At 47.8% G+C, this 25,625-nt stretch carries 16 protein-coding genes; 11 read left to right on the top strand and 5 right to left on the bottom strand.

Annotated features, from left to right (window positions below; translation table 11 throughout):
- Positions 1-187: 187 nt before the first annotated feature.
- On the bottom strand, positions 188-1,669 hold the full coding sequence (locus NST70_RS14225) for an amino acid permease (RefSeq protein WP_052123276.1): 1,482 nt from the start codon (positions 1,667-1,669) through the stop codon (positions 188-190).
- A gap of 536 nt (positions 1,670-2,205) precedes the next feature.
- Between NST70_RS14225 and hsdR the strand changes: the two genes are divergently transcribed.
- From hsdR to NST70_RS14210, 3 genes are all read left to right on the top strand, one after another.
- Positions 2,206-5,418 carry a type I restriction-modification system endonuclease gene (gene hsdR / locus NST70_RS14220; RefSeq protein WP_342475391.1) on the top strand — a complete coding sequence of 1,071 codons (3,213 nt, stop codon included), beginning with the start codon at positions 2,206-2,208 and terminating at the stop codon, positions 5,416-5,418.
- Positions 5,419-5,933: 515 nt separating this feature from the next.
- Positions 5,934-7,364, top strand: coding sequence for an N-6 DNA methylase (locus NST70_RS14215; RefSeq protein WP_211062233.1), 1,431 nt, complete (start codon positions 5,934-5,936; stop codon positions 7,362-7,364).
- Positions 7,361-8,752: a restriction endonuclease subunit S gene (locus NST70_RS14210; protein WP_341289448.1), complete on the top strand. Its 1,392-nt coding sequence runs from the start codon at positions 7,361-7,363 to the stop codon at positions 8,750-8,752. Before NST70_RS14215 ends, NST70_RS14210 begins: the two co-directional genes overlap by 4 nt.
- A gap of 158 nt (positions 8,753-8,910) precedes the next feature.
- Here the strand turns inward: NST70_RS14210 and NST70_RS14205 are convergent, their stop codons facing one another.
- The 4 genes from NST70_RS14205 to NST70_RS14190 are packed head-to-tail and all read right to left on the bottom strand — an operon-like array spanning position 8,911 to position 13,058.
- Complete coding sequence (locus tag NST70_RS14205; protein ID WP_211062235.1) at positions 8,911-9,420, bottom strand: hypothetical protein; 510 nt, start codon at positions 9,418-9,420, stop codon at positions 8,911-8,913.
- A 21-nt stretch (positions 9,421-9,441) separates the two neighbouring features.
- Positions 9,442-11,085, bottom strand: a complete 1,644-nt coding sequence (locus tag NST70_RS14200) for an LXG domain-containing protein (RefSeq protein WP_328228185.1) — start codon at positions 11,083-11,085, stop codon at positions 9,442-9,444.
- A 60-nt stretch (positions 11,086-11,145) separates the two neighbouring features.
- Positions 11,146-11,715 (bottom strand): DUF5344 family protein, encoded by a 570-nt coding sequence (locus NST70_RS14195; RefSeq protein ID WP_247664008.1) that lies wholly within the window; start codon positions 11,713-11,715, stop codon positions 11,146-11,148.
- Complete coding sequence (locus tag NST70_RS14190) at positions 11,712-13,058, bottom strand: sigma 54-interacting transcriptional regulator (RefSeq protein ID WP_110134183.1); 1,347 nt, start codon at positions 13,056-13,058, stop codon at positions 11,712-11,714. The genes NST70_RS14195 and NST70_RS14190 overlap by 4 nt, the downstream gene beginning before the upstream one ends.
- A gap of 162 nt (positions 13,059-13,220) precedes the next feature.
- Between NST70_RS14190 and NST70_RS14185 the strand changes: the two genes are divergently transcribed.
- From NST70_RS14185 to NST70_RS14150, 8 genes are all read left to right on the top strand, one after another.
- Positions 13,221-14,432, top strand: a complete 1,212-nt coding sequence (locus NST70_RS14185; protein ID WP_342475390.1) for an ornithine--oxo-acid transaminase — start codon at positions 13,221-13,223, stop codon at positions 14,430-14,432.
- A 628-nt stretch (positions 14,433-15,060) separates the two neighbouring features.
- A complete protein-coding gene (locus NST70_RS14180; RefSeq protein ID WP_342475389.1) occupies positions 15,061-16,428 on the top strand; it encodes a sigma 54-interacting transcriptional regulator in 1,368 nt (455 codons plus the stop codon).
- Positions 16,429-16,739: 311 nt separating this feature from the next.
- Positions 16,740-18,290 (top strand): AMP-binding protein, encoded by a 1,551-nt coding sequence (locus NST70_RS14175; RefSeq protein WP_342475388.1) that lies wholly within the window; start codon positions 16,740-16,742, stop codon positions 18,288-18,290.
- A gap of 661 nt (positions 18,291-18,951) precedes the next feature.
- Positions 18,952-20,907 (top strand): acetate--CoA ligase, encoded by a 1,956-nt coding sequence (locus NST70_RS14170; protein WP_342475387.1) that lies wholly within the window; start codon positions 18,952-18,954, stop codon positions 20,905-20,907.
- Between the two features lie 251 nt (positions 20,908-21,158).
- The gene (locus NST70_RS14165; protein ID WP_342475386.1) at positions 21,159-22,301 is read left to right on the top strand and encodes an acyl-CoA dehydrogenase family protein; all 1,143 of its coding nucleotides are present in this window, start codon (positions 21,159-21,161) and stop codon (positions 22,299-22,301) included.
- 63 nt (positions 22,302-22,364) lie between these two features.
- Positions 22,365-23,720, top strand: a complete 1,356-nt coding sequence (locus NST70_RS14160; protein WP_342475385.1) for an acetyl-CoA carboxylase biotin carboxylase subunit — start codon at positions 22,365-22,367, stop codon at positions 23,718-23,720.
- Between the two features lie 263 nt (positions 23,721-23,983).
- Entirely contained in the window at positions 23,984-24,193 is a 210-nt protein-coding gene (locus NST70_RS14155; protein ID WP_014097143.1) for an acetyl-CoA carboxylase biotin carboxyl carrier protein subunit, read from the top strand.
- Positions 24,194-24,216: 23 nt separating this feature from the next.
- Positions 24,217-25,125, top strand: a complete 909-nt coding sequence (locus NST70_RS14150) for a hydroxymethylglutaryl-CoA lyase (RefSeq protein ID WP_341289498.1) — start codon at positions 24,217-24,219, stop codon at positions 25,123-25,125.
- Positions 25,126-25,625 lie beyond the last annotated feature (500 nt).

The following is a 25,625-nucleotide window of genomic DNA, read 5'->3' as shown; positions in this document are numbered from 1 at the left end:
GGAGGCGTCTACGTTAAGGAAACGCGAAAAAAAGTGTTGTTCCTTCACATAGAGACCGTCTATGTGAAGGAAGCATGAAAAAATGACGTCCTTTCTTCATATACGGTGCGTTTCAAGTGCAAGTCTTTCCCTTTTTTATAAAATATGCTTATCCGGAGCTGCTAATCCCGGGACTTTAGATCCCGATTTATTCATTGGGTTCTGCAATCGCATGGAAATCGTGTGCATCAAGCGGCACGATTTTTGTTTTTCTTGCGATTTTGTATCCGAACCACAATACAAGAAAGAACGGGATGCCGAGATAGGCCGCAATGACATTTCCCCAGTTGATATGCGGGGCGAGGAATGCCTGGTAGTCCTGGGCGAGTGTCACAATCAGGCAAACGGCAATGGCAAAAATCGGTCCGAACGGATACCATTTCGCTCTGTATGGCAGTTCAGCGAGCGAGTGCCCTTGTGCAAGAAAAGCTTTGCGGAACCGGTAATGGCTAACGCAGATGCCGAGCCAGAAAATAAAGCCGGTGATGCCGATCGAATTCATAAGCCAAATATACACAACACCGTCCCCGAAAATGGAAGTGAAAAACGCAAGCATGCCGACAACTGCGGTTAAAATCATGGCCGGTACCGGGACGCCGCGCCTGTCAAGCTTTGAAAAAATGCGCGGGGCCTGTCCTTCTTTTGCCATTGCGTAAAGCATGCGCGTGGATGCGTACAGGCTGGAATTGCCGGCTGACAGAACGGCGGCCAGGATCACGGCATTCATCATCGAAGCCGCAAAGGAAAGGCCGGCTTTTTTAAAGACAAGCGTGAACGGGCTGACGAGAACATTCTCGCTTTTCAGACTGCTGTTTGTATACGGGACAAGGAGCCCGATGACAAGGATGGCAAGCACATAGAATAATAGAATTCTCCAGAAAACATTTTTAATCGCTTTCGGCACATTTTTCGCCGGATTTTCGCTTTCCCCGGCGGCAACCCCGACAATTTCCGTCCCCTGGAACGAAAAACCGGCCGCAATAAAGACGAGAAAAGTGCCGAGAAACCCGCCCGGAAACGGTGCATTCCCTGTTGTGAAATTTTTTACGCCGGTTGCTTCCCCGCCAAGAAGGCCAAAAACCATCAATAAGCCGACAACGATAAAAAGAATAATCGCCGCCACTTTGATGAAAGAAAACCAGTATTCCCCTTCTCCGTAACCTCTGACGGTCAAATAATTGAGCAGAAAAATAAGTGCAAAAAAGGACATGCTCCATAACAGCGACGGGCTGTGTGGAAACCAGAATTTCATGATCATAATCGAAGCGGTCAGTTCGGCGGCAATTGTCATCGCCCAGTTGAACCAGTATGTCCAGCCGAGTGCAAATCCGAAAGCGGGATCGACGAATTTTGTCCCGTATGTGCTGAATGCGCCACTTGTCGGCATGTAGGCGGACATTTCCCCGAGGCTTGTCATGACAAAATACACCATTGCGCCAACCAGTGCGTATGCCACAAGTGCTCCGCCCGGTCCCGCCGAATGGATCGCCGCGCCGCTCCCGAGAAACAGGCCGGTTCCGATGGCGCCTCCGATTGAAATCATAGTTAAATGGCGTGCCTTCAATCCTTTTCGGAGTGTTCTGCCCTGCTGCTTTGGAAGATGGATGTCCTGCTGTTTTTCCAATTCCATTTTTCTTTTCCCCCTTCGTTCGTTTCATGAGAACGATTGCAAAAATGTATATATTCTCATATCAGGACTTTTTGCAATTTTCATGCCAAAGGCGGAGGAGCTGTTTTTCGTGAAGCAAACGCGGCGCATGCAAAATTTTTTTGCACATGCGCGAACCATGATTTGGCGCCGGCATGATTATGTTGCGGGCCGCGAGTGCATTTCCCTTCAGGATGCAAAATCCATTTGCATGCGGCTAAAATAATGTCAAAAAGAGGGTCACACACAGACGTGGCGAACATGAGACCCCGGCGGCCCGATTTCTGCCGGGATGCTAATAAAAATGCCATTGTGTTTGTAAATCAGGGGGCATTTTGTACACCTTAAAGTTGAGCACAGTTGAAAACGTCATCACAGACTCTCTTTTACGCAAAAATAAAGGGGATATATGTTCAGCCACCCAGTATTTTGATTCAACCCAATGACAACGTTTCCCTGTGCGCCCAAAGTATAAATAGTTTGTTGTATAATAAAAGCAAAGTAAAAAGAAAACGGTGATGAAAGTGAAAAGCAACTTTTCATTTTTTAAAGGGAAATGGGATGTGCTTGCAAATTTGGGCGAGACGGCTGAGAGAAATATTTATCAGGATCCCCATACAACGATTATGAAGCTTAGGTTGTTTGCCGAGACGTTGACCAAGTTCGTACTGGCAGCCGAAAATATTAAGGAAGCATACGGGACATCCCAAGTGGATCGTATCAATACGCTGCGCAGAGAAGGTTTGATTGAGCCGGAGCTGGTGGATATTTTTGAAACGCTGCGCCGCAAGGGCAACCAGGCGATGCACGAAGCGCTGAAATTTACAACGGAGGAAGCAAAAGCACTGCTTAGGCTCGCTTTTCGATTGTCCATTTGGTTTATGGAAGTATACGGAGAATGGGATTTTCAAGCGCCGGAATACATAGAGCCGAAAGAGCAGAAGAAAGTCGATACGGAACAGCTTCAACAGGAATACGAAGAGAAGCTGAAAAAGCTTGAAGACGAGCTAGAATCCATTAGAGCAAAAGCTTCTGAAGAGAATGCGGAAGAGAAAACGAAACGGAAAAAGAGAGCCGCAACTTTTATGCGCCGCCACGAACTGACGGAATCGGAAACACGTGCCATTATTGATGAGAAGTTGCGTGCGGCCGGCTGGGAAGCAGATACAACGTTGTTGAATCATTATACACATGGTACAGTGCCTGAAAAGAACCGGAATATGGCCATTGCGGAATGGAAAGTGGGCAGCGGCAGAGCGGACTATGCTTTATTTATCGGTTTAAAATTGGTCGGGCTCATTGAAGCAAAGGCGAAGAAAAGAACGATTCCAAGCGCGCTGGAAAGCCAGACAAAAGCGTATGCAAGGCAAGTGCGCCAAATTGAAAATGAAGAGATTTTGCAAACGCGAAATGAATATAAGGTGCCTTTCCTATACGCAACCAATGGCCGGCCTTTTCTCAGGCAGCTTCAAGAGGAATCGGGCATTTGGTTTTGGGATTCCCGTAAGCCGCTTGAACACGCCCGCCCGCTTGAAGGCTGGCACTCTCCCGATGATTTGCTAATGTTACTGGGCCAGGATGATGAGGATGCCAATCAGCGGCTCGAAGAAGAAAGCATCTCGATATTCGGATTGCGCCCGTATCAGGAAAAGGCGGTGCTGGCTGCCGAAGAAGCGCTGAAAGCCGGACAAAGAAGGATGCTCATCGCCATGGCAACAGGGACCGGGAAAACCCGTACCGCGATTGCGCTCATGTACCGGCTCATTAAATCGAAAAAATGCAGACGCATTCTTTTTCTTGTCGACCGCAACTCACTCGGGAAACAAACGGAAGATGCCCTGAAAGATACCAAGATTGAAGGTTATTCATTCTCTGATATTTATGATGTGAAGTCGATCGGGGACATTTCACCGGAAGTGGCAACAAAGGTGCATATTGCAACGGTGCAGGGAATGGTGCGCAGGCTTTTCTACAGCAATGAAGAAAAGATTCCGAGCGTCGGGCAGTACGATTTTATCATTGTAGATGAAGCGCACCGCGGCTATACAAGCGACAGGGAAATGTCCGAAGAAGCGCTTTTGTTCAGGGATCAAAATGATTATGTCAGCCAGTACCGGCGCGTTCTTGACTATTTTGATGCAGCCTGTTTAGGGCTGACTGCGACACCGGCGCTTCACACGACGCAAATTTTTGGCATGCCGATCTTTAAATACTCGTACAGTGAAGCGGTACTGGACGGCTATCTGGTTGACCATGAGCCGCCTTATGTATTCAAAACGGAACTTTCGCAAGCGGGGATCACTTTTGAGAAAGATGAAGAAGTCGAAGTGTATGATGCAGAAAACGGCGAAATTCAATTGGAAAAAATGGAAGATACCCTTCATTTTGAAGTGGAACAGTTTAACAAAAAAGTGATCACCGAATCTTTTAACAGGGCGGTGCTGCATAAACTGGCGGATTATATTGATCCGTCCGGCAAAGAAAAAACCCTGATTTTTGCTGCTACCGACCAGCATGCAGACCTGGTTGTCCGTTTATTGAAAGAGGCATATGCCGAACGCGGCGATGAGATAGAAGATGACGCCATTATGAAAATTACGGGGTATATTTATAAGCCGCTCGATGCCATTAAACGTTTTAAAAACGAAAGGCTGCCGAATGTTGTTGTGACGGTTGACCTGCTCACGACCGGTGTAGATGTGCCGGCCATTACGAATCTCGTCTTTCTGCGCCGCGTTCAATCCCGTATTCTGTATGATCAAATGCTCGGCCGCGCCACCCGCCTTTGCCCTGAGATCGGGAAAAGCCATTTTAATATTTATGATGCTGTTGGGATTTACGATAAACTTCAGCCTTATACAGAAATGAAGCCAGTCGTGAAACAGCAACATGACAGCATTGGCGAGCTGTACGAGTCGCTTGTGAACGCGCAAACGGAAGAAGAAGCCAAATTTTACCGCGATCAGTTGGGCGCAAAAATCCAGCGGCGCAAACAAAGGCTCAGTGAAGAAGCAAAACAGAAATTTGAAGAGCTGTCCAATGGCAAAAATATTGAAGACTGGGCGAAAGAAATTCAATATTACACGCCGCAGGAAGCAAAGCAAAACAGCCTCTTGTTTGAGTACATGGAAAATTACCGGACAGGTGGAGATAAACGCTATATTTCCAATCAGGCAGACCGGGTAACAGCAGTCATCCGGGGCTATGGTGAAGGGAATGAGCGCCCTGAAGATTACCTGGATGGATTTGTAAAATTTATTAAAGAAAATATCAATGAAATTCCCGCACTCCACCTCGTTTGCACGCGCCCGAAAGATTTAACAAGACAGGACTTGCGTGAATTAATTACGATACTGGAGACGAAAGGGTTCAAGCAATCCCACTTGCAAACGGCCTGGAAACAAACGAAAAATGAAGATATTGCGGCCGATATCATCAGTTTCATTCGCCAGGCTGCATTAGGCGAATCGCTTATTGACCACGAAACCCGGATCAGGCGGGCGATGCAAAAGGTGTACGCCCTGCATGACTGGACGCCACGGCAGAAAAAATGGCTGGAGCGGATTGAAAAGCAGTTGCTGCAAGTTCCCGTGCTGGCGCCAAACCCGGAAGAGGCGTTTGGGGAAGAACCGTTCCGCAGCCAAGGCGGGTATAAGATTTTGAAACGCGAATTTGGTGAGGAAATTGATAGGATTGTGGATACAATTAATGACAATCTGTATGTGATATAAATACCCCCAGTTCGTCCATTTGGATTTTGGCAGTTGGATGAACTGGGTTTTATTGTTTTGGTTATCGTCAAAAATTTAGCGCATACGTAGACTTTTTCAGGTTAATGCATATATAATTGTACATAGAATTAATTACATGCACTTATTTATATGTAATGGATGTGGTTGCAGTGTTCAATGCCCAACTAATAGAAATTGAATTTGAAACAAGGCAGGAAAAAGTAGCTTTTATCAAATAGGTTTTGTTTTGTTGGAACCAAGTGTGCCATCAGAAGAGCGAAAATGCCTGAGTCAAATTCGGGAAAAACAAAAACAGTACAAATGCTGCAAAACCAATCCGTGCAAATTTTTCAAACCAAAAATGAACGAAAGTAAAGGCAGCCTATATCATATACAGGCAGAACCCAGCTCCTTTGAATGCAAGCTCCCAAAAAGTGACTGGGTTCTTTTCTTTGGAATATAGAAGGGTTTGTTTCATTGCAAGTAACATGTGCAGTAAAAACAGGAGGAGAAAAATGAACAACCAGGAAATCGTACAAAAGCTTTGGAACTTATGTAATGTTTTGCGGGATGACGGGATTACATATCAGCAATATGTGACGGAATTAACGTATCTGCTGTTTTTAAAAATGATGAAAGAACAAGAAAAGGAGTCTGCCATTCCGGAAGGCTATCGCTGGGATGACCTTGTGGCCAAGGAAGGAACGGAGTTAAAAACATTTTATCAGCATTTGCTGCTGCATTTGGGCACAAGCGGCAATGAAATGCTGCGCGATATCTACAGCGATGCAGCGACCAGCATTTCAGAGCCGAAAAACCTTGAAAAAATCATTAAATCGATTGATGCCCTCGACTGGTACAGCGCAAAAGAAGAAGGGCTCGGTAATCTGTATGAAGGACTGCTGGAAAAAAATGCGAATGAAAAGAAATCGGGAGCAGGGCAATATTTTACACCGCGCGTCCTGATTGATGTCATGGTGCAGCTGGTCGACCCGAAAATCGGCGAGCGCTGCGCGGATCCGGCAGCCGGCACTTTTGGCTTTATGATTGCAGCGGACCGTTATGTAAGACAGAAAACGGATGACTATTTTGATCTGGATCCGCAAATGGCGGAATTCCAGAGGAAGGAAGCTTTCTCCGGGATGGAGCTGGTAAAAGACACGCACCGTCTTGCATTAATGAATGCCTTGCTCCACAGCATGGAAGGACGCATTGAGCATGGCGACTCTTTATCCAACAACGGGAAATGGATGAAAAATCTGGATGTCATTTTAACAAATCCGCCTTTTGGCACAAAAAAAGGCGGCGAACGGGTATCGCGTGATGACTTGACGTTTGACACATCGAACAAGCAATTGAATTTCCTGCAGCTGATCTACAATGCCTTAAAAGATGATGGCAAAGCGCGCGCAGCAGTCGTTTTGCCGGATAATGTGCTGTTTGAAAGCGGCGTTGGTGCGCAAATCCGCCGCGACTTAATGAATAAATGCAATCTGCACACGATTTTAAGGCTGCCGACCGGCATTTTCTATGCACCAGGCGTCAAAACAAATGTCCTGTTCTTTACGAGAGGAAAAACCGACCGGGACAACACAAAAGAAGTGTGGGTGTATGACCTCCGCACGAACATGCCGTCATTCGGCAAACGCAACCAGTTGACGATGGCGCATTTCGAAAACTTCATGAAAGCCTACGAAGCCGAAGACCGGTCGAAAGTGGAAGACGAGCGCTGGAATGTATTCACACGGGAAGAAATTGCGAAAAAAGGTGACAGCCTCGACATCGGCCTGATCGCGGATGCGTCATTGTCCTCCTACGAAAACTTGCCAGACCCGGTTGAATCGGCAGAAGAAGCGATCGCAAAACTGCAGCAGGCGATGGACTTACTGGGCGAAGTGGTAGACGAACTGCGCGCTGTGGAAGCGGATGAGGTGGCTGTGAAGTGAGGAAGAAGCAAAAGACCATGGAGGAGTTATTGGAAGAAGCATTGGTGCCGGAAGAAGAGCAGCCGTATGAAGTGCGTAAAAATTATAAATGGGTAAAATTGGGAAGTGTCATTTCTCTTATATCCGGGAGAGATGTAAGTTCAAAGCTTTGTAATAATGATGGTAAAGGTATTCCTTATATTATGGGGGCAAGTAATATTATCGATGGAAAGTTGAACGTTGAGAGGTGGATTGAAACTCCTACTGTTGTTGGATTAAAAGGAGATGTTCTAATTTCAGTCAAAGGCACGGTAGGTAAAACTGTAATTCAAGAGATAGAAAAAGTGCATCTTAGCAGACAAATAATGGCACTAAGATGCACTGGTATTGTCTGTAATAGATATCTGTACTATTACATTAACACTTATGTAAAACAATTAAAGGAGAATTCAAAGGGTATCATTCCCGGAATATCCAGAGAAGATATTTTAAATGCTCCATTCCCTCTGGCATCATTAAAAGAGCAAAAACGGATTGTTGACAAAGTAGAGCGGCTTTTAAGTAAAATCGACGAAGCAAAGCGGTTGATTGAGGAAGCGAAGGAAACGTTTGAACTTCGCCGGGCGGCTATTTTGGATAAGGCATTTCGTGGGGAGTTGACGAGGAAGTGGAGAGAAGCTAATCTAAGTACCACTATCACTAACAATGAACTAAACGAGGAACGCTATATCATTCCCAAAGAATGGAAATGGACAACCATAGGTGAAATAACTACTTTTGTTGGGAGTGGTAGTACCCCTAAAGGTGGCAGTGATATTTATCAAACAGAAGGTATTCCTTTTATAAGAAGTCAAAATGTGCTTAGAAATAAGATGGACATAGAAAATATTGTATATATATCAGAAGAAATTTATTCTAAAATGAAACGCACACAAATGTGTGGAGAAGAAACATTATTAAATATTACTGGGGCGTCTATTGGTCGTGCAGCAAAGCTTAGCATTAATTTAATACCTTGTAATATCAATCAACATGTTTGTGCATTAAGATTTGTGGATAATATAAACAAGGACCTACCACAGTATTGGCTGAACTCCCCATATATTCAAAAAATCATTCGTGAGTGGCAAATTGGGGCAACAAGGCAAGCACTTAACTTCCCTCAGGTTAGAAGTTTACCTTTTCCTCTAATGCCTAAAGAAGAGCAAGATGAACTCGTTAAAATTATTTCAGGATTATTAGGTAAGGAGGATAAGATGAGAATCTTAACAGAACTGGATAAAAGTATTAGCCAGCTAAAAGATTCTATTCTTTCAAAAGCCTTCCGCGGCGAGCTTGGAACGAATGACCCGGACGAAGAAAGTGCAATTGAATTATTAAAAGAAGTGCTGCAAGAGCAAACCAATTAACGAGTTAGAAAGGCAGGGGCTAGTGAGCAACCCCTGCTTTTTTTGAGAATCTCTCCGAATCAACAGATATGTTTGGAGTCATTTTTCTGGTACGTGTATTTGATTCGTTCAGCAAGCCCTTACGCAGATCTATTTTGATTTCTCCATCATGAAGTATTTCAATGGCCAGTTTTAGCCAGCACTTCTTCGATTTCTTGATCATAATTAGCCTTGTCCCTATTCATTTCTATTAACACAGAGTCCTCATCAGTCGCAGGCTCATACCCAATAAAAATTTTGGGAATATCGTAAGTTTGTTGAAGGGAAACAAGATAATTTACTAGTTTTTTTAATCTTAACTTCATATCAGTTTTGTCACCGATTAACAATTCATTTTCGGGAAAGTTTAAAACAATATCACCATATTTTTCATCAAAAGAAAGCAAAATAACCACATTTTTTAATAAGATACCTAACTCCAATTCCGCTAATACAATATTCCCAGTGCCTTTAGGGACTAATGTTTGTTCTATGCTCTTTAACTCACAAAAATCCAAATCCTTCTTAGAAATATTGTCAAAAAAATGCGAAGACACTGGTTTCAGTCTATCTAATTTAAGATCATTGTAAATAAATTTATCAATTTTACTTTTATTAAAACCAAATAAAATAATTTCTAAATTTTCCACTTTTGCTTCCCCTTTTTTAGTTTACTGATCAATAAACCCTTTAAATGTTCCATCCAGATTTAAGCGCACTCCACGACCATCAGGCAGTTTTTTCTCTAAAAACTTAATTCCTCTTGGATTTTTAACTTCCATAAATTCCCCAGGTCCTTCTAGTATTTCTTGAAGATGTTTTAAAGCAGTTTGATTAATTTGATTAGGTCCGCCTTTTATCTCTCCCCATATATCCGGCCTTCTTCCAGAATGTTTTTGTAAAGCATGGCCTGCAACAGTCTCTCCGCCCTTTTTGGGTACAGTTGCTGAACTTATTATTTTTTTGTTATTAACGTTCACAAATTTATCTTGTCTTTTACTATCATTCCAATTTTCCCTAGTTGTTTTCTGTAATCTTGCCCCTAGCTCATCCCAAACATTATAAGGAATTTTTTCGGGGCCGGCTCCGGCTGCCTGAAGTGCTGGCATTCCGGCGGTATTCACCCGCAGTTTCCCGGCTTTTTCCGCGAGTCTTCCTCCTTTTACAGCTGGACCGATTTTGCTAATTCCTTTGTCGCCCAAGAGAGACAGGCCGATTGTGCCGATGCCGTGGGTGAGAAATTCTGTCCGGGTTTCGGCGTTGCCGTGAAAGAAGTCACGTTCGAAAGCCAGTTCAACTGCTTGGCGCATGTATTTTGCCATATCGATGCCTTTGTGGACGGTGCTGTATAAATATGTTTTTGGCGAGGGGGAGGAGAGAAGGTGATCTGCAAATTCTGCCCCCTTGTAACCGATCGTATAAGCGAGCTTTGGCAAGCCTGCAACCGTTTCAATGAGATCTCCAACTACTTCGCTGGCCCCTTTGTAAAAACCATTCCAAATTTCAAGCAGGAGCGGGTCATCCGGCTTTTCTTTCGGGATAGCGGCTTTCGGGATGCTGTCCACCCGTTCATAAAAAACCTGGCTGGACCCAGGCTTCCGGAATGCCATGATAACCGTGCCGTCTTCGTAAAAATGGAACTTGACGGACAAATGGCCGTTAAAATCCTGTCCCTTTACTATGCGGGCAGGCTTTACACCGGCTTTTTCGATCAGTTCGCCCTCAAGGCTGCGGTACGCTTTGGTAACGGTAAACTTGTTCGGGCTGTAGGTGGTGATGTCCACGCTGTTGAACATGGTGTCCATCTGCTGGACAAATTTATTCATTGCGTCCAGGTTATGTTCAAGTTTTTCAAGCGTATTCACGGCTTTATTGTCAAAGTCGTACAGGTCTTCAACGGTTTTGTTTACCCTCTTCCGTGCTTTCACGATTGGATGCAGTTTTTCGTCGATATCAATGGTTTTTATGTCGACCAAATCTGAAACTTTTCGGATGGCCGCATTGGCATCTTCCAAAATTGCGCCAATCGTGTTTTCCAGCTTTTTCAGGGCGGGGGAGAGGCTGCCGGTAAGAAAAGTTTCATCGATATAGCCGTTTGGGTCAGGTTCGAATGCGGACAAGTCTTTCCGGATTTGGTCCAATGCCTCGTTGTAATCCGCTAAAAATGTCTGTAGGTACAAAAGAAACGGCTGGTGGAAATCGCGGAAATAACCGCGTATCGCGTTGCCGGCTTTGCCTTTGAAATCATCTTCCATATTTACAAACGCATCGATGACCTTCTGGATGCCTGCAATTTGGTCGAATTTTGACTGCAAGTTTTTTGCGTGTCCGCTATGACCTGTTCAAAGAACTGCACATCAAGAATTTTCATCATTTCACCTGCTCATTGGGCGGCCTTCGAAGCTTTCTCCGAGCTGTTCATCGTATGCCTTTATCTCCTGCACAGCTTTTTTGGCCGCGGCTTCGTTTTTCAGCGTGACAGATTGGTAGGATGCAAGAATTTGTTCCAGGCGTTGATCTACTTCTGCAATATGATTTAATGCAGACAAATGATATTGCGCACCGGCCTCTTCCAATTTAGAAATTTCAAGGCTCTGTGACTTGGAACGGATGTTTGCAAGCGATATTTCAACTGCATCAAAGTGAATTTTTACTTCCATGCTCATTGCCCCTTTTTCTGTATTTTCAAGCGTTCGGCCAGAATAGCTTTTTTTAATGTCTGCATTGGTGGAAGCTAATTTTTTGATTTTCTCGTCCAGCAGTTGGATGGTAGTGCTGATTTGATTTTCAGTATTTTGATAGCCTTCAAGCACTTGCGGATGCCCTGTAATTGGCAGTGGAAATTCGTTGAATCCCCTGCCTTTTTGTTTTCTTACTCTCTGGCTAGAGGTGATCTCAAAGCCGGCCAAAAAGCCGGCAAGCATAGTTGTAGTGACATGCGTCAAATCCCGAGCCGTTTCATCCGGTACTGGAGACTTTGCCGGCTTAACCCGAGCTGTTCTGCTGCTTTTGATATATTCGACCCGTTTGCCTCAAGTGCCTCTAAAATGCATTGTTTCTCATACTCAAGCAGCCGGTCTTTTAAAAGCGGTGATTTTTCCGCCGCCGGAGTGTAGTGGCCGGACTGCCGGTACTGCATGGGCAGGTGGCGGAGTTCAATCATGTCTTCCTCCAGCATGACATTCATTGCTGCCTCAATGATATGCTCCAGCTCGCGTATATTGCCAGGCCAGCGGTACGAACGGAAGAAAGTAAGCACTTCCGGTGTTATCCCCCTGACATTCATTTGAAAAAGGGTGTTGTATTTTTGAATAAAGTGGCGAGTGAGGAGCGGCAAATCTTCCAGCCGGTCCCTTAACGGTGGGATAAGCAACGTCACGACACCAAGCCGGTAGTACAAATCTTTGCGCAAACGGTGATTTGCAATTGCTTCGTACGGCGTTTCGTTCATGGTGGCGATCACGCGCACATCGACCGGCTTTTCCTGCGTCCCCCCGATCCGCTTCACTTTTTTCTCTTGCAACACCCGCAAAAGTTTTGCCTGCAAATGAATGTTCAATGCATTGATTTCATCGAGCAAAAGCGTGCCGCCGTCCGCCTGTTCGAACAGCCCTGCGCGGTCAACGGCCCCTGTAAATGCCCCTTTTTTCGTACCAAATAAGATACTTTCAATGAGATTATCGGGAAGCGCTGCACAGTTTTGCGTGATGAACGGTCCCCGGCTTCTTTCGCTTTCATAGTGGATGCTTTGTGCAAACAACTCTTTTCCCGTCCCGGTTTCGCCGATAATCAGCACATAGGAGGAAGTACGGGCGGCGCGTCTTGCAAATTCAATGACTTCAGAAACCGCCTTGCTTTTCCCAATAATATGGTGAAATGTGTAACCGGTATGGGGCTCATGGTTCCGACGGATGAGGCGCTCGATTTTCGTAATGTCCTCCGCAATTTCAACAGCGCCCATCAATTTCCCTTTATAATAAAACGGATACGTATGGTTGACGGAGGTGATTTCGCGGCCTTTATTGTTAAAATACGTCTGCTTGACAAGATGACTTTCTTCTCCGGTTTTGAGCGCCTTTAACAGGGTGCTTTCTTCACTGCTGCGGAAGCGGAAAACATCTTCCAATTTTTTATGCAGTACTTCACGGCTGTCCATCCCCTCAATATCCCGCATTTTTTGATTGTAAATCATCGTGCGCCCTTCTTTGTCTACCGCATGAATGCCGGCATCGACGAGATTCATAATTGCTTCATACAACGCGAGGCGTACATCTTTTGTTTCTTCCATGTTGCATCCCCCTCCGATTATAAAAATTTTAAAATATTTTGCGGGTTTCTGCAAAATTTTTTTGCATTTTCACTGAAAAAACCGCACGAAGGCCTTTTTTTCATGATGGCATTCTTTTTGCATATGAATGGATAGGGACAGTGAAAAGAAGGGGGAAACAAAATGGCACAAGTAAAAGACCAGGCGAAGCAAGTAATTGAAAAAACGGAACAGTTCGGTGCTCATAATTACGCGCCGCTTCCCGTCGTCATTTCGGAAGCGGAAGGGGTGTGGGTGAAGGATCCGGACGGCCGCCGCTATATGGATATGCTGAGCGCTTATTCGGCGCTGAACCAGGGGCACCGCCACCCGAAAATCATTCAGGCATTAAAAGACCAGGCGGACCGTGTAACGCTCACATCGCGTGCGTTTTATAACGACAAACTCGGCGAATGGTACGAAAAAGTGTGTCAACTGACGAAAAAGGATATGGTGCTGCCGATGAACACCGGGGCGGAAGCGGTGGAAACGGCGGTCAAAGCTGCGCGGCGCTGGGCATACGATGTGAAAGGCGTGCCGGACAATAAAGCGGAGATCATCGCCTGTACCGGGAACTTCCATGGTCGTACGCTGCTTGCGGTGTCGCTCTCATCGGAAGAAGAATATAAACGCGGCTTCGGGCCGATGATTGAGGGTATCAAGCTCATTCCGTACGGGGATGCGGAAGCACTGAGGGAAGCCATCACCCCGAACACGGCAGCGTTCCTTGTCGAGCCGATCCAGGGAGAAGCTGGCATCAACATTCCGCCAGCCGGGTTTTTAAAAGAAGCAGCGGACATTTGCCGCGCGTCCCGGGTGCTTTTTATGGCCGATGAAGTGCAAACCGGGTTAGGCCGGACCGGCAAGCTGTTTGCGGTGGACTGGGAGGGCGTTACGCCGGATGTGTTCATTCTTGGTAAAGCGCTTGGCGGTGGTGTCATGCCGATTTCCTGTGTAGCCGCGAATAAAGAAATTCTAGGCGTATTCAATCCGGGGTCGCACGGCTCGACGTTCGGCGGCAATCCACTTGCATGTGCGGTATCGATCGCAAGCTTTGAGGTAATTGAAGAAGAAAAACTGGTGGAACGTTCGCTCCGGCTTGGGCAGGTGCTCTTGGAAAAATTGCGTGAAATCAAGCACCCGTCGATTAAGGAAATTCGCGGCCGTGGCCTTTTCATCGGCGTGGAGCTCACAGAACCGGCGCGCACCTATTGCGAAGCACTGAAAGAGGAAGGGCTACTTTGCAAAGAAACGCATGAAAACGTCATCCGCTTTGCCCCGCCGCTCATCATAACGGAAGAAGAGCTGGAATGGGCCGTTGAACGAATCCGGAAAGTTTTCGAGGAGAAAAAATGATCAGAAGCCTGCTCTGCCAAACGGCGGGGCGGCTTTTTTAATTGGGAAGTATATAAGAGGCGCCCGCACATGCGAACTGTTTTTTGATGGCATGCCAAAAGTCACTATACATTGCCGGCAGGGCCACGCCATACATTCATTTGGGAAATCATATGCCGTTCGAGTGGGGTACTCGAAGGACATTTAAAGGTTTGTCTCCTGGGTAGCAAAAAGTATTTGAAAGCGGCGGTTCGCTTATGATTTGTCTTTCATAACCGTGATGAAGGAGAATTCACTGCAAGGAAGTTGTTCATTTGTCTTTCATCCTCTCAACCATGAAAGAAAATAGCGGAGCTTTTGTGCGCAAATTTCGGCACAACGAATGGTCTCTTAGAAACTATTAAACAGATTTATTTCATACGTGCTGTACTTTAAAATCCATCAAAAAAGAGGGACTCCGCGTAAAATGCCTACATATTAGAAGTACTGCCAAAAAGACAAAATGAAATGCAAAGCTCTGCATGTGGAACGACCTCCCCTGCCGTCCATGCAAAGACGGTTGATTGAAAACGCCAGGACAGGTACAATGAAATATGTAAACGCTTTCAAAAATCAAGTCCGTAACTTCAGCATGGAAAAGGAGGATGGCATGATCAGCGAAAAATTTCTCAACACCAGGTTGTTGGACATCGTGTTTGAAAAAACATATTCTGGCACATTGATCGTGGATCACGAAGGATATATCCGTTACATGAGCCGCAATTTTTGCGATTTTTTGAAAGTGGAACGAAACAAAGTGATTGGCGAACACGTGACCCATGCAATTGAAAATACGAGAATGCATCTTGTGGTGAAAACGGGAAAAGCAGAACTTGCCCAGCTGCAGTTTTTAAGAGGCGAATATGTCATTGCAAACCGGATTCCGATCATAGAAGATGGAAAAATTCTTGGGGCTGTCGGGATTATCATTTTCAGAGATCTATACGATTGGCAAAAGCTGAACACCCATATCCGGCATATGCTGTCGCAAAGCCGGTTTTTGCTTGAGAAGCAGCCCCGTGCAGTCGGCGTGAAATATATGCTGGGCGATCTGATCGGCGGCTCCGGGCAAATGGCGCTATTGAAAGAAAAAATCAAAAAGGTGGCGCGCGGGGATATCACCGTTTTGATAACCGGGGAAAGCGGGACCGGAAAGGAGCTGGTTGCCCACAGCATTCACAGCTCTAGCGACCGGAGCAATAGTCCGTTTATCAAAATCAACTGCGGCGCGATTCCCGAACATCTCATGGAATCCGAGCTGTTCGGATATGAAGAAGGATCGTTCACCGGCGCGAAAAAAGGTGGTAAGCCCGGCAAGTTCCAGGCGGCGGAAGGGGGGACGATTTTTCTCGATGAGATCGGCGACATGCCGGTGATGATGCAGGTAAAACTATTGCGCGTGCTACAGGAAAAAGAAATCGAACCGGTCGGCGCGGTCCATCCAAAACCGATCGATGTCCGTATCATCGCGGCAACAAACCAACCGCTTAAAGAACTGGTTGAACAAAACCGTTTCAGAAAAGACTTGTACTACCGCATCAATGCCATCCAGCTGGATATCCCCCCGCTCCGCACTAGGGCGGAAGATATCCCACTTTTGGCGCGGCATTTCCTAAAGAAAGCATCATCCGGTCTCGGCAAAAGGGTCACCGGTTTCAGCCCTGAAGCCCTCTCCGCGCTCGAAGGGTACAATTGGCCGGGAAACATTCGCGAACTGGAAAATGCTGTTCACGCAGCGGTCTACATGGCCTCTTCAGATGCGATCGGGTTAGAGGACCTGCCTGACGCAATCCGTGAACACTTAAACAGAAAAAAAGAAAGCAGTTTGAAAGAAAGGATGGAGGCAGCGGAAAAACAAATGATTGAGGAAGCGCTGCGGGCTGCCTGTTTTGATAAAAAACAGGCGGCAAAAGCCCTCGGGATTGGCCACTCCACGCTTTACGACAAAATGAAAAAGCTTCGTATTGAGGTAAAATGAACGCAGTTTTTCACGTCAAACGATCAGGATAGATATTGCTTCTATGTAAGTTTTGACATCAAGCCCGAACATCCACTTGCAGGAGCACTATTTTTTAATCATCCGGAAATCCGGATTGGCCTTCTGAAATTCCGAATCTGTTTTTCTGCCATAAAGCCGCTGTTTGCATCATAAATTGGTAAAGGAACGTTTCGGAAATCGGGAAACCCGGCCGCCTTTTCCAACACGTACATGTTGTTTTCCGCTTCTTTTCAAGCTGGCATGGTTCTTGCTTTTTATAGGGCATCAAAGTGTGGGAAGGGGGAACATGGTTGCACGTTGGCTGGATGATCAAGAACATTGCAGAGGATCCGGACCCGCTTGTTTCCGGAAAAACTGCGGTGCAGGAAGAAGCCGGAAGAGCATGGACTTTCAAGGAATTGCACGCGATTTCCAATGCTTATGCAAACAAGCTTACACAGCTTGGCGTCCGGAAAGGAGACCGGGTCGGCATTCTGCTCTACAACTGCCTTGAGTATTTCGGCCTTTATTTTGCGGCGGCGAAAATCGGGGCAATTGCAGTCCGTTTGAATTTCCGCTTGTCAAGCCCCGAACTGGTCTATTGCTTAAACGACTCCGGCACAAAAATATTATGTTTTCACGCAGGTCTTGCCGGACGGATTGAGCCGATTCAACACGAGGTGCCGGTTGAACAATTTATCTGCCTTCAGGAGGAAGCATCAGCCGTTCCGGGATGGGCGCAGCCGTTTGCCGTGCTCGGGGAAGGACAGCAGGAAGACCCCGGCGTGCCATCCATCCATTTAAATGACCCGGTGATGCTGATGTATACGTCCGGGACGACGGGAAGGCCAAAAGGTGCGATTTGGACGCATAATACGACATTCTGGTTTTCAGCCATTCAAGCTTTGAAATGGGGGTTTCAAGCCCGGGAAACGGCCATGACAACGGGGCCGCTCTACCATGTCGGCGCAATGGAAGACATTGCTTTGCCGGTTCTCATGCGGGGCGGAACCGTCATCATTACAAAAAGTAAAGACTTCGAGATTCAGCGAGTCCTGTTTGTCATGGAAAAGGAAAAGGTAGCATGCTGTTTTTTATTTCCTTTTATGATTTATGACATGCTGCATTTGCCGGATTTGGCACAGTACCGGCTGGAAACGCTGAAGACGATTTACACCGGCGGGGACCCGCTCATGCCGTGGGCTTTGGAAAGTATCCGGGCACATTTTCCGCACATTGGCGTTGTCCAAGTGTACGGTTTGACAGAAGGGCAGCCGATTGCCGCTTCACTCGACCCGCAGGATGCCGCAAAAAAAGGCAGTACAGTCGGAAAACCGATGCCTTTGACTGCGATTCAAATTGCAGATGATGCCGGAAACCCGCTTCCTGCAGGAGAAGTGGGTGAAATCCTCATTAAAAGCCCTGCTGTTTCAGAAGGGTATTGGAAAAAACCGGAGGCGACCATGGAGACGTTTGCGGATGGCTGGTGCAAAACAGGGGATCTTGGCTTTTTTGATTCGGAAGGGTTTTTAACCATTGCCGGCAGGAAGAAAGATATGATCCGGAGCGGAGGAGAAAATATTTATCCTGCAGAAATAGAAGATGTGCTTTACCGCCATGAAGCGGTAAAAGAAGTCTCTGTGATCGGCATCCCCGATCCGAAGTACATGGAAGCGGTTTGCGCCATTATTGTAAAAAAAGATGGCGCGCGGCTGACGGAAAAAGAAGTGACGGAATATTGCAAACACCATCTTGCAAGCTATAAAAAACCGCGCAAGGTCATTTTCGTTAAGGAAATTCCGCGCACGCCTTCCGGGAAAGTGCAGAAGTTCAAACTCCGTGAACAGTTTGGTACGGGATAAAAGGAAAGGATGGTTTCCCCACTGCTATAAACCGTTTGCAGAGACCGGGGGAGAAAATACCAACCTTTTGATTGCCCGGATAAAAACGCCCGGGAATTCACCGTGGGATGACAGGTCGCGCCCGTCAGTCTGGCAGAAAAAGCGGCCATACAAACGCCGTTTTCAGGTTGGTGCAGCATCAGGCGTTTGTATCCCCAAAAACACGGATAAAAACGCCCGGGAATTCACCACGGAATGACAGGTTGCGCCCGTCAGTCTGGCAGAAAAACCAGCCAACCAACGCCGTTATCAGGTTGGTGCAGCAATAGGTATTGTATCCCCAAAAACACGGATGAAAACGCCCGAGAAATTCACCACGGGATGACAGGTTGCGCCCGTCAGTCTGGCAGAAAAAGCGGCCATACAAACGCCGTTATAAGGTTGGTGCAACGTCAGGCGTTTGTATCCCCAAAAACACGGATGAAAACGCCCGGGAATTCGACGCGGGATGGAAGAAGGCGTTCGCCACTTTGCCGGGAAGAGCCGCATTCAAACGCTGTAAATCTTTTAGCGGGCAGCATAGGAGAATGGCGTTGATAAAAGCGAGTGAATCTCGTATGCAGGGATTTTCTTAAAAAGGGAACTTCGTTTTCCCGACCGATCACCGGAAAGGAGCATGTCCATGGAACAAAGCGGCATTGCCAAAAGCAAACTCGTTTATCCAAGTGATGATAAAATCCGTTCAACCGAAATCGGCTCAAGCAAAGCATTTGAGGAACTGCTGCACCTGTCGCAAACGGATCCGGAAGCATTTTGGGGGCGCGTTGCCCAAAAGCTCACCTGGTATGAACCGTGGAAGGAAACAATGACAGGCAGCCTCCCCGGGTTCCGCTTTTTTGAAGGCGGGGTGAGCAACCCATGTGTGAACCTGCTTGACCGCCATGTCGAAAACGGTGCCGGCAACCGGACGGCGCTCATATGGGAAGGGGAAAACGGCGATTCGAAGTTTTTTACGTACAATATGCTGCTTGCAGAAGTAAATCGGTTCAGCAATGTGTTGCGCGGGTTCGGCGTAAAAAAAGGCGACTGCGTGGCGATTTTCCTGCCGAATTTGGCGGAAGCGGTGATTGCCGTGCTCGCATGCTTCCGGATTGGCGCAATTTACAATACGATTTTTTCCGGATACTCGGAAAAATCGCTGAAAGACCGGCTTGTGAATTTTGAACCGAAAGTCATCGTGACGGCCGATGCAACCGAACGAAGAGGGAAAAAGATTTTCCTCAAGGAAAAAGTCGACCGTGTTGTTCCGGACATTCCGTCTGTCAAAGCGGTCGTCGTTGTGGACCGGCTCGGGACGGATGTCAATATGCAGGCGGGCCGCGACTATTGGTGGCATGAAGAAACAAGGAAGGTAAGCATCCATTGTGAACCGGAGCGGCTGGAAGCGAACGAGTATGGCATTGTGTTTTACACGAGCGGCACGACCGGGAAACCAAAAGGCGTTGTCCACTCCGGCATGGCGTTTGTCGTACAAAATTACATTTACGCAAAGTACCATATGGACCATCACGATGACGATGTGCTCTGGTGCTCGGCGGATATCGGCTGGCTCACGATGCATATTTGGGGCATTGCCGGCGCGCTTTCAAACGGTGTTACAACCATCTTTTACGAAGGGGCGATTGATTATCCGGAAAAAGACCGGTTTTACCAGATCATTGAAAAGTACCGGGTGAATAAATTGTTCACCGCTCCGACCGCACTGAGGATGTTAAAAAGCATGGGGGAGCGTCCGCTTGAAAAATATGATTTGTCGTGCCTTGATGTCGTCTCCCTTGTCGGCGAGCCGTTTGATGCGGAAACATGGCAGTGGACATATGAAGTGCTCGGCAGAAAAAAGATTTGCGTGAACAACACATGGGGGCAGACGGAAACAGCCGGATCGCCGCTTGCCGGTGCCGCCTGGCTGACGCCGATGAAACCAGGCTCTGCAGGCAGGCCGTTTTTAGGCGCTGTAATTGATGTCGTCGATCAGGAAGGAAATCCGGTACCGCGGGGGACGCTCGGAAACCTTGTCATTCAAAAGCCGTTTCCGATGCTGTGCCGCACGCTTTGGAAAGAGCCGGAACGCTATCTTGGCTCGTATTTCAGCCAGGTGGACGGCTGCTACTATGCAAGCGACCTGGCGATGATCGATGAGGACGGCTACGTATGGGTCACCGGCCGTTCGGATGATGCGTTCAATGTTGCCGGGCACAGGCTGAGCACGATGGAAATGGAAAGTGCGGTGCTTGAAACCCCGGGTGTTTCTGAAACCGCTATCATTGGCGTGCCAGATGAAATCAAGGGCGAGGTGCCGGTCTGCTTCGTGCGCCTGAGCGACGGGACGGAGGAAAGCGAGGAGCTGAAAGAAGCGATCAAGGCCCGGATTGTCGATCAAATCGGAAAAATTGCCGTGCCGAAAGCGATTTTGTTTACGGACACGTTGCCGAAAACAGTGAGCGGGAAAATTATGCGCCGGTTGTTAAAGGAAATTGTCGTAAACGGTGCGGCTACAGGGGATATGACCGGCCTCGAGGACCCCGCAACCATTGCGCGCATTGAACAGCTGGTGGCCAGTCGCAGGGCGGAAAGATAAAAAGGAAGGTTCGCCCGCAGGTTTGTTTGACAGGGAACCGGCCGAGCCATCAGGAGTTGGCAGGGCGACGATTTGTCTGCCGGTTCCTTGCAGCGTTTTACAGGGAATCGAAAGCGAACTGAAAAAATGAATAGGCACCGCTATTTCTGCATTGATTTTTTTGCAATCTTTGCGGGTACACCTTTAAAAGTCAGTAAGTTGCCAAAAAACCGGCGCAACGGCTATACTGCGCCGTCAATAGGAGGAAGCCTATGGATTTCGAATTGTCTAAAGAACAGATCATGCTGCAGGAGATGGTTCGGGACTTTGCTGTGAAAGAGATCGAACCGTATGCAAGAGAAGTAGACGAAACCGGAAAAATGCGGATCGAGACATTTCAAAAGCTCGGTAACCTCGGCCTTTTAGGCATCCCTTTTCCGGAAAAATACGGCGGAGCAGGCGGGGATACTATCTCTTATTGCATCGCGGTCGAAGAAATCGGAAAGGCATGCGGGGGAACAGGGCTCAGCTATGCAGCAAACACAAGCCTTGGTGCAAGCCCGATCTACTATTTCGGCACCGAAGCACAAAAGCAGGAGTGGCTCGTTCCGATGGCAAAAGGCGAAGCGCTCGGCGCATTCGGGCTTACGGAACCGAACGCCGGATCAGACGCCGGCGGAACAAGGACAAAAGCGGTACTTGACGGCGATGAATGGGTGATAAGCGGCGAGAAATGCTGGATTACAAACGCCGAATACGCCCGCCAAGTGATCGTGACAGCTGTAACCGGCAAAAGAGAAAACGGTCGTAACATCATTTCCGCCATCATCGTGCCGACCGATGCACCGGGCGTGACGATTACAAGCCCGTATGAAAAAATGGGCGTTCGCGGATCCAACACGTGCCAGATCGTGCTCGAAAACGTCCGTGTCCCGCGTGAAAACTTGCTTGGCGACGAAAAGAAAGGATTCAGCCAGTTTTTGTACACGCTGGACGGTGGACGCATCTCCATCGCCGCATTATCGGTCGGGATTGCCCAAGCTGCATTCGAAAAAGCACTTCGATATGCGAAAGAACGGATGCAGTTCGGCCAAGCGATTTCAAAATTCCAGGCGATCCAGTTCAAACTTGCCGATATGGCGATGGAAATCGATCTTGCTCGCAATGCCGTGTACAAAGCGGCATGGCTAAAAGATCAGGGAAAACCGTTTAGCAAAGAAGCCGCTTATGCAAAACTGTTTGCGTCGGAGATGGGATTCCGCGTCTGCAACCAGGCGATCCAGATCCACGGCGGGTCCGGTTATATGCGCGAGTACGACGTGGAGCGTCATCTTCGCGACATCAAACTGATGGAAATCGGCGAAGGCACATCCGAAATCCAGCGGCTTGTTATTGCCAGAAAGCTTGGCTGCTAGGATAGAAGATTGGAAGACTTGCGTCGCACAAGTTTGCATTCGAATGGAAAGGAGCGTTGCCATTTGTTTAAAAAAATTCTGATTGCCAACAGGGGAGAGATTGCGCGGCGGGTAATCCGTACGTGTAAAAAGCTCGGTGTAAAAACTGTCGCGGTGTATTCCGAGGCGGATGCGGGGGCTCTTTTTGTCCGCGAGGCGGATGAAGCGTACTGCATCGGCAAACCGCCTGTCAATCAAAGTTATTTAAATGCCGATGCGATCATCCGGGCAGCCAAAGAAAGCGGGGCGGAAGCGGTTCATCCGGGTTACGGGCTTTTATCCGAGAATGCGGCTTTTGCCCAAAAATGCATCGAGGCCGGACTTGCATTTATCGGGCCTTCTCCTGAAATCATTGCCGCAATGGGCAGCAAAATTGAAGCGCGCCGCACGATGAAAGCAGCAGGCGTGCCGGTGATTGAGGGGGTGGATGATCCGCTTGCAGATGAAGAAGCGGCGGTCCGAGCGGCGGAAAAAATCGGTTACCCCGCAATGCTGAAGGCTTCAGCAGGCGGCGGCGGAATCGGGATGCAAGTGGTCCAAACCGAAAAAGAGCTGCGCAAAGCGTTTGCCGGTAACAAAAAGCGGGCGGAAATGTTTTTCGGGGACGGCGCGATGTTCATTGAAAAATATATTGAAGAACCGCATCACGTGGAAATCCAGATTCTGGCAGACCAATATGGAAACGTTGTGCCGCTTATGGAGAGGGAATGTTCGATCCAGCGCCGCCACCAGAAAGTTGTCGAAGAAGCGCCATCGCCTTTTATCAGCGAAGCAACCCGGCAAAAGATGCTGGATGCGGCAGTGAAAGCAGCAACATCCATTGGCTATACCAATGCCGGCACGATAGAAATGATCGTGGACCGGGACCAGCATTTCTATTTTCTTGAGATGAATACAAGATTGCAAGTGGAACATCCGGTGACGGAAGAAATTACCGGGCTGGATATTGTGGAAGAGCAGTTGAAAGTTGCTTCAGGCGAACGCCTCACGATCACGAGGGAGACGCTCAAGCGGAACGGTCACGCGATTGAAGTGCGGATTTATGCCGAAGATCCGAAGACATTTCTGCCATCGCCGGGCAAAATTACGGCTTTCCGGCTGCCGGAAGGGGAAGGCATCCGCAATGAGACGGCCGTGGAAGCAGGTTCTGAAGTGACCCCTTTTTATGACCCGATGATTGCCAAACTGATTGCCTGGGGCAGCTCGCGCGAAGAAGCTTGCAAAAGGATCAGGGATGCGCTTTTAAACTATCAAGTGGAAGGGATTAAAACGAATATTCCAATGCTGATTGACACCGTCAGCCACGAACAATTTTTAAAAGGGTACACCACCACGCATTTTGTCAATGACTTTTTAAAACAAGCGGAATCCCGCAAGTAGGCAGGTTCGAAAAGGGGAGAATCCGAAAGAAAGCGGGCCTGCCACTGGTTAAGGTAGGCAGGAAGACAACCCCGCCGTCATCTATTTTTAATGGGTACACAAAGATTTAAACCAAGCAGAGCCCTGGGAGTAAGATGGTCAGGTGGAGGAATGGATTAGTCGGGTTCAAAGGTGAAAGGCGGGGAGCACCCGGGAGAACATGCAAAAAAGATCCCGGCCATGATCAAATTGTTAGTGACTTTCTAAAACAGGAGGAAAAGCAGATGGAAATTACAGCAAGTATGGCAGGAAGTGTTTGGAAAGTGCTCGTAAAGGAAGGCGACCAGGTGAAGGAAGGCGACGATGTGGTCATTCTTGAATCCATGAAAATGGAAATTCCGATTGCCGCCGAGGAAGACGGTACAGTCGTAAAAGTCCATGCTCAGGAAGGCGAGTTTGTCAACGAATCCGATGTGCTGGTGGAACTGGAGTAGCGCAATTTGAAGGAGGCGGGGATGTGAAGCTGCCTGAAAAAGTGACCGTGAAAGAAGTCGGACCGCGCGACGGGCTGCAAAATGAAAAGGCGGTCGTGGCGACAGAAGAAAAAATTGCATGGATCAACGCATTGTCAGATACGGGTCTGACGTACATCGAAGCAGGATCATTCGTCCGGCCGGAATGGATACCGCAGCTTGCCGATACCGGAGCGGTGCTGGAAAAAATCAGACGGAAGCCGGGCGTGACCTATGCCGCGCTTGTCCCGAACGTGAGGGGGCTTGAGCGGGCCTTAAATGCAGGTGTGGATGAAGTAAGCGTCTTTATGTCGGCAAGCGAAGGCCATAACCTCCGCAACATTAATAAAACGATCGCTGAAACCTATCCGGTCTTGGAAAAAGTGGTGAAGGAAGCGAAAAGCGCCGGGAAATCGGTAAGGGGATATATTTCGACGGTGATTGCCTGCCCGTATGATGGACCGGTTTCCCCAAAGCAAGTAAAAGATGTGGCCGGCCGCTTGTTTGCGATGGGCGTGGATGAAATTTCCCTCGGGGATACGATCGGTGCCGGCGTGCCGACTGATGTTGAGCGGTTGCTCGACGAACTGCTGAAGGATTTTCATGCAAGGCAGCTGGCGATGCATTTCCACGATACAAGAGGGACGGCACTTGCGAATGTTGTTAAGTCGCTCGAAATGGGGATCACTGTTTTTGACAGCGCAGCAGGTGGCCTGGGCGGCTGTCCGTATGCGAAAGGGGCATCCGGCAATGTTGCCACGGAAGATTTGCTGTACCTGTTCGCGCAAATGGGCATTGAGACCGGCATTGATTTTGACCGCATCATCCAGGCCGCAAAGCAGATAGAAAAAACAATCGGAAGGCCACTTGCAAGCCACCAGATGGAAATTTACAGGATGGCGGGAGGGGCGTAACGGGAATATTTTGCCGAGAAAAGCAAAAAGGAACGCCCGCCATGATTTTGAACCGCCTAGAATCTGAAAAAGCAGATTGGAAGATCGCTTGCAAGCCGCCAGATGGGGAGCGAAACTGGACCGTTTTGCCAAAAAAAACAAAAGAAACTGCCGTGATGATGCAAAGCCGTCCGAAGCAGACTGAAAAAGATTGGAAGGTCACTTGCAAGCCATCAGACAGGGAGCGTAACGGGGTCGTTTTGCCAAAAAACAAAAGAAACTGCCGTAATGATGCAGAGCCACACGAAGCCGCAAAGCAGATTGAAAAAGATTGGACGGCTGCTTGCAAGCCATTAGATGGGGGTGTAACGGGGCCGTTTTGCCAAAAAAAGCAAAAGGAACTGCCGTAATGATGCAGAACCGCCCGAAGCTGCAAAGCAGACTGAAAAAGATTGGAAGACCGCTTGCAAGCCATCAGACAGGGAGCGTAACGGGGCTGTTTTGTCAAAAAACAAAGAAGC

Source organism: Weizmannia sp. FSL K6-0777, assembly GCF_038593185.1.
Classification (GTDB): domain Bacteria; phylum Bacillota; class Bacilli; order Bacillales; family Bacillaceae_C; genus Weizmannia; species Weizmannia faecalis.
Note: the sequence above shows the minus strand (reverse complement) of the source record. Positions and strands in the feature narration are given on the sequence as shown.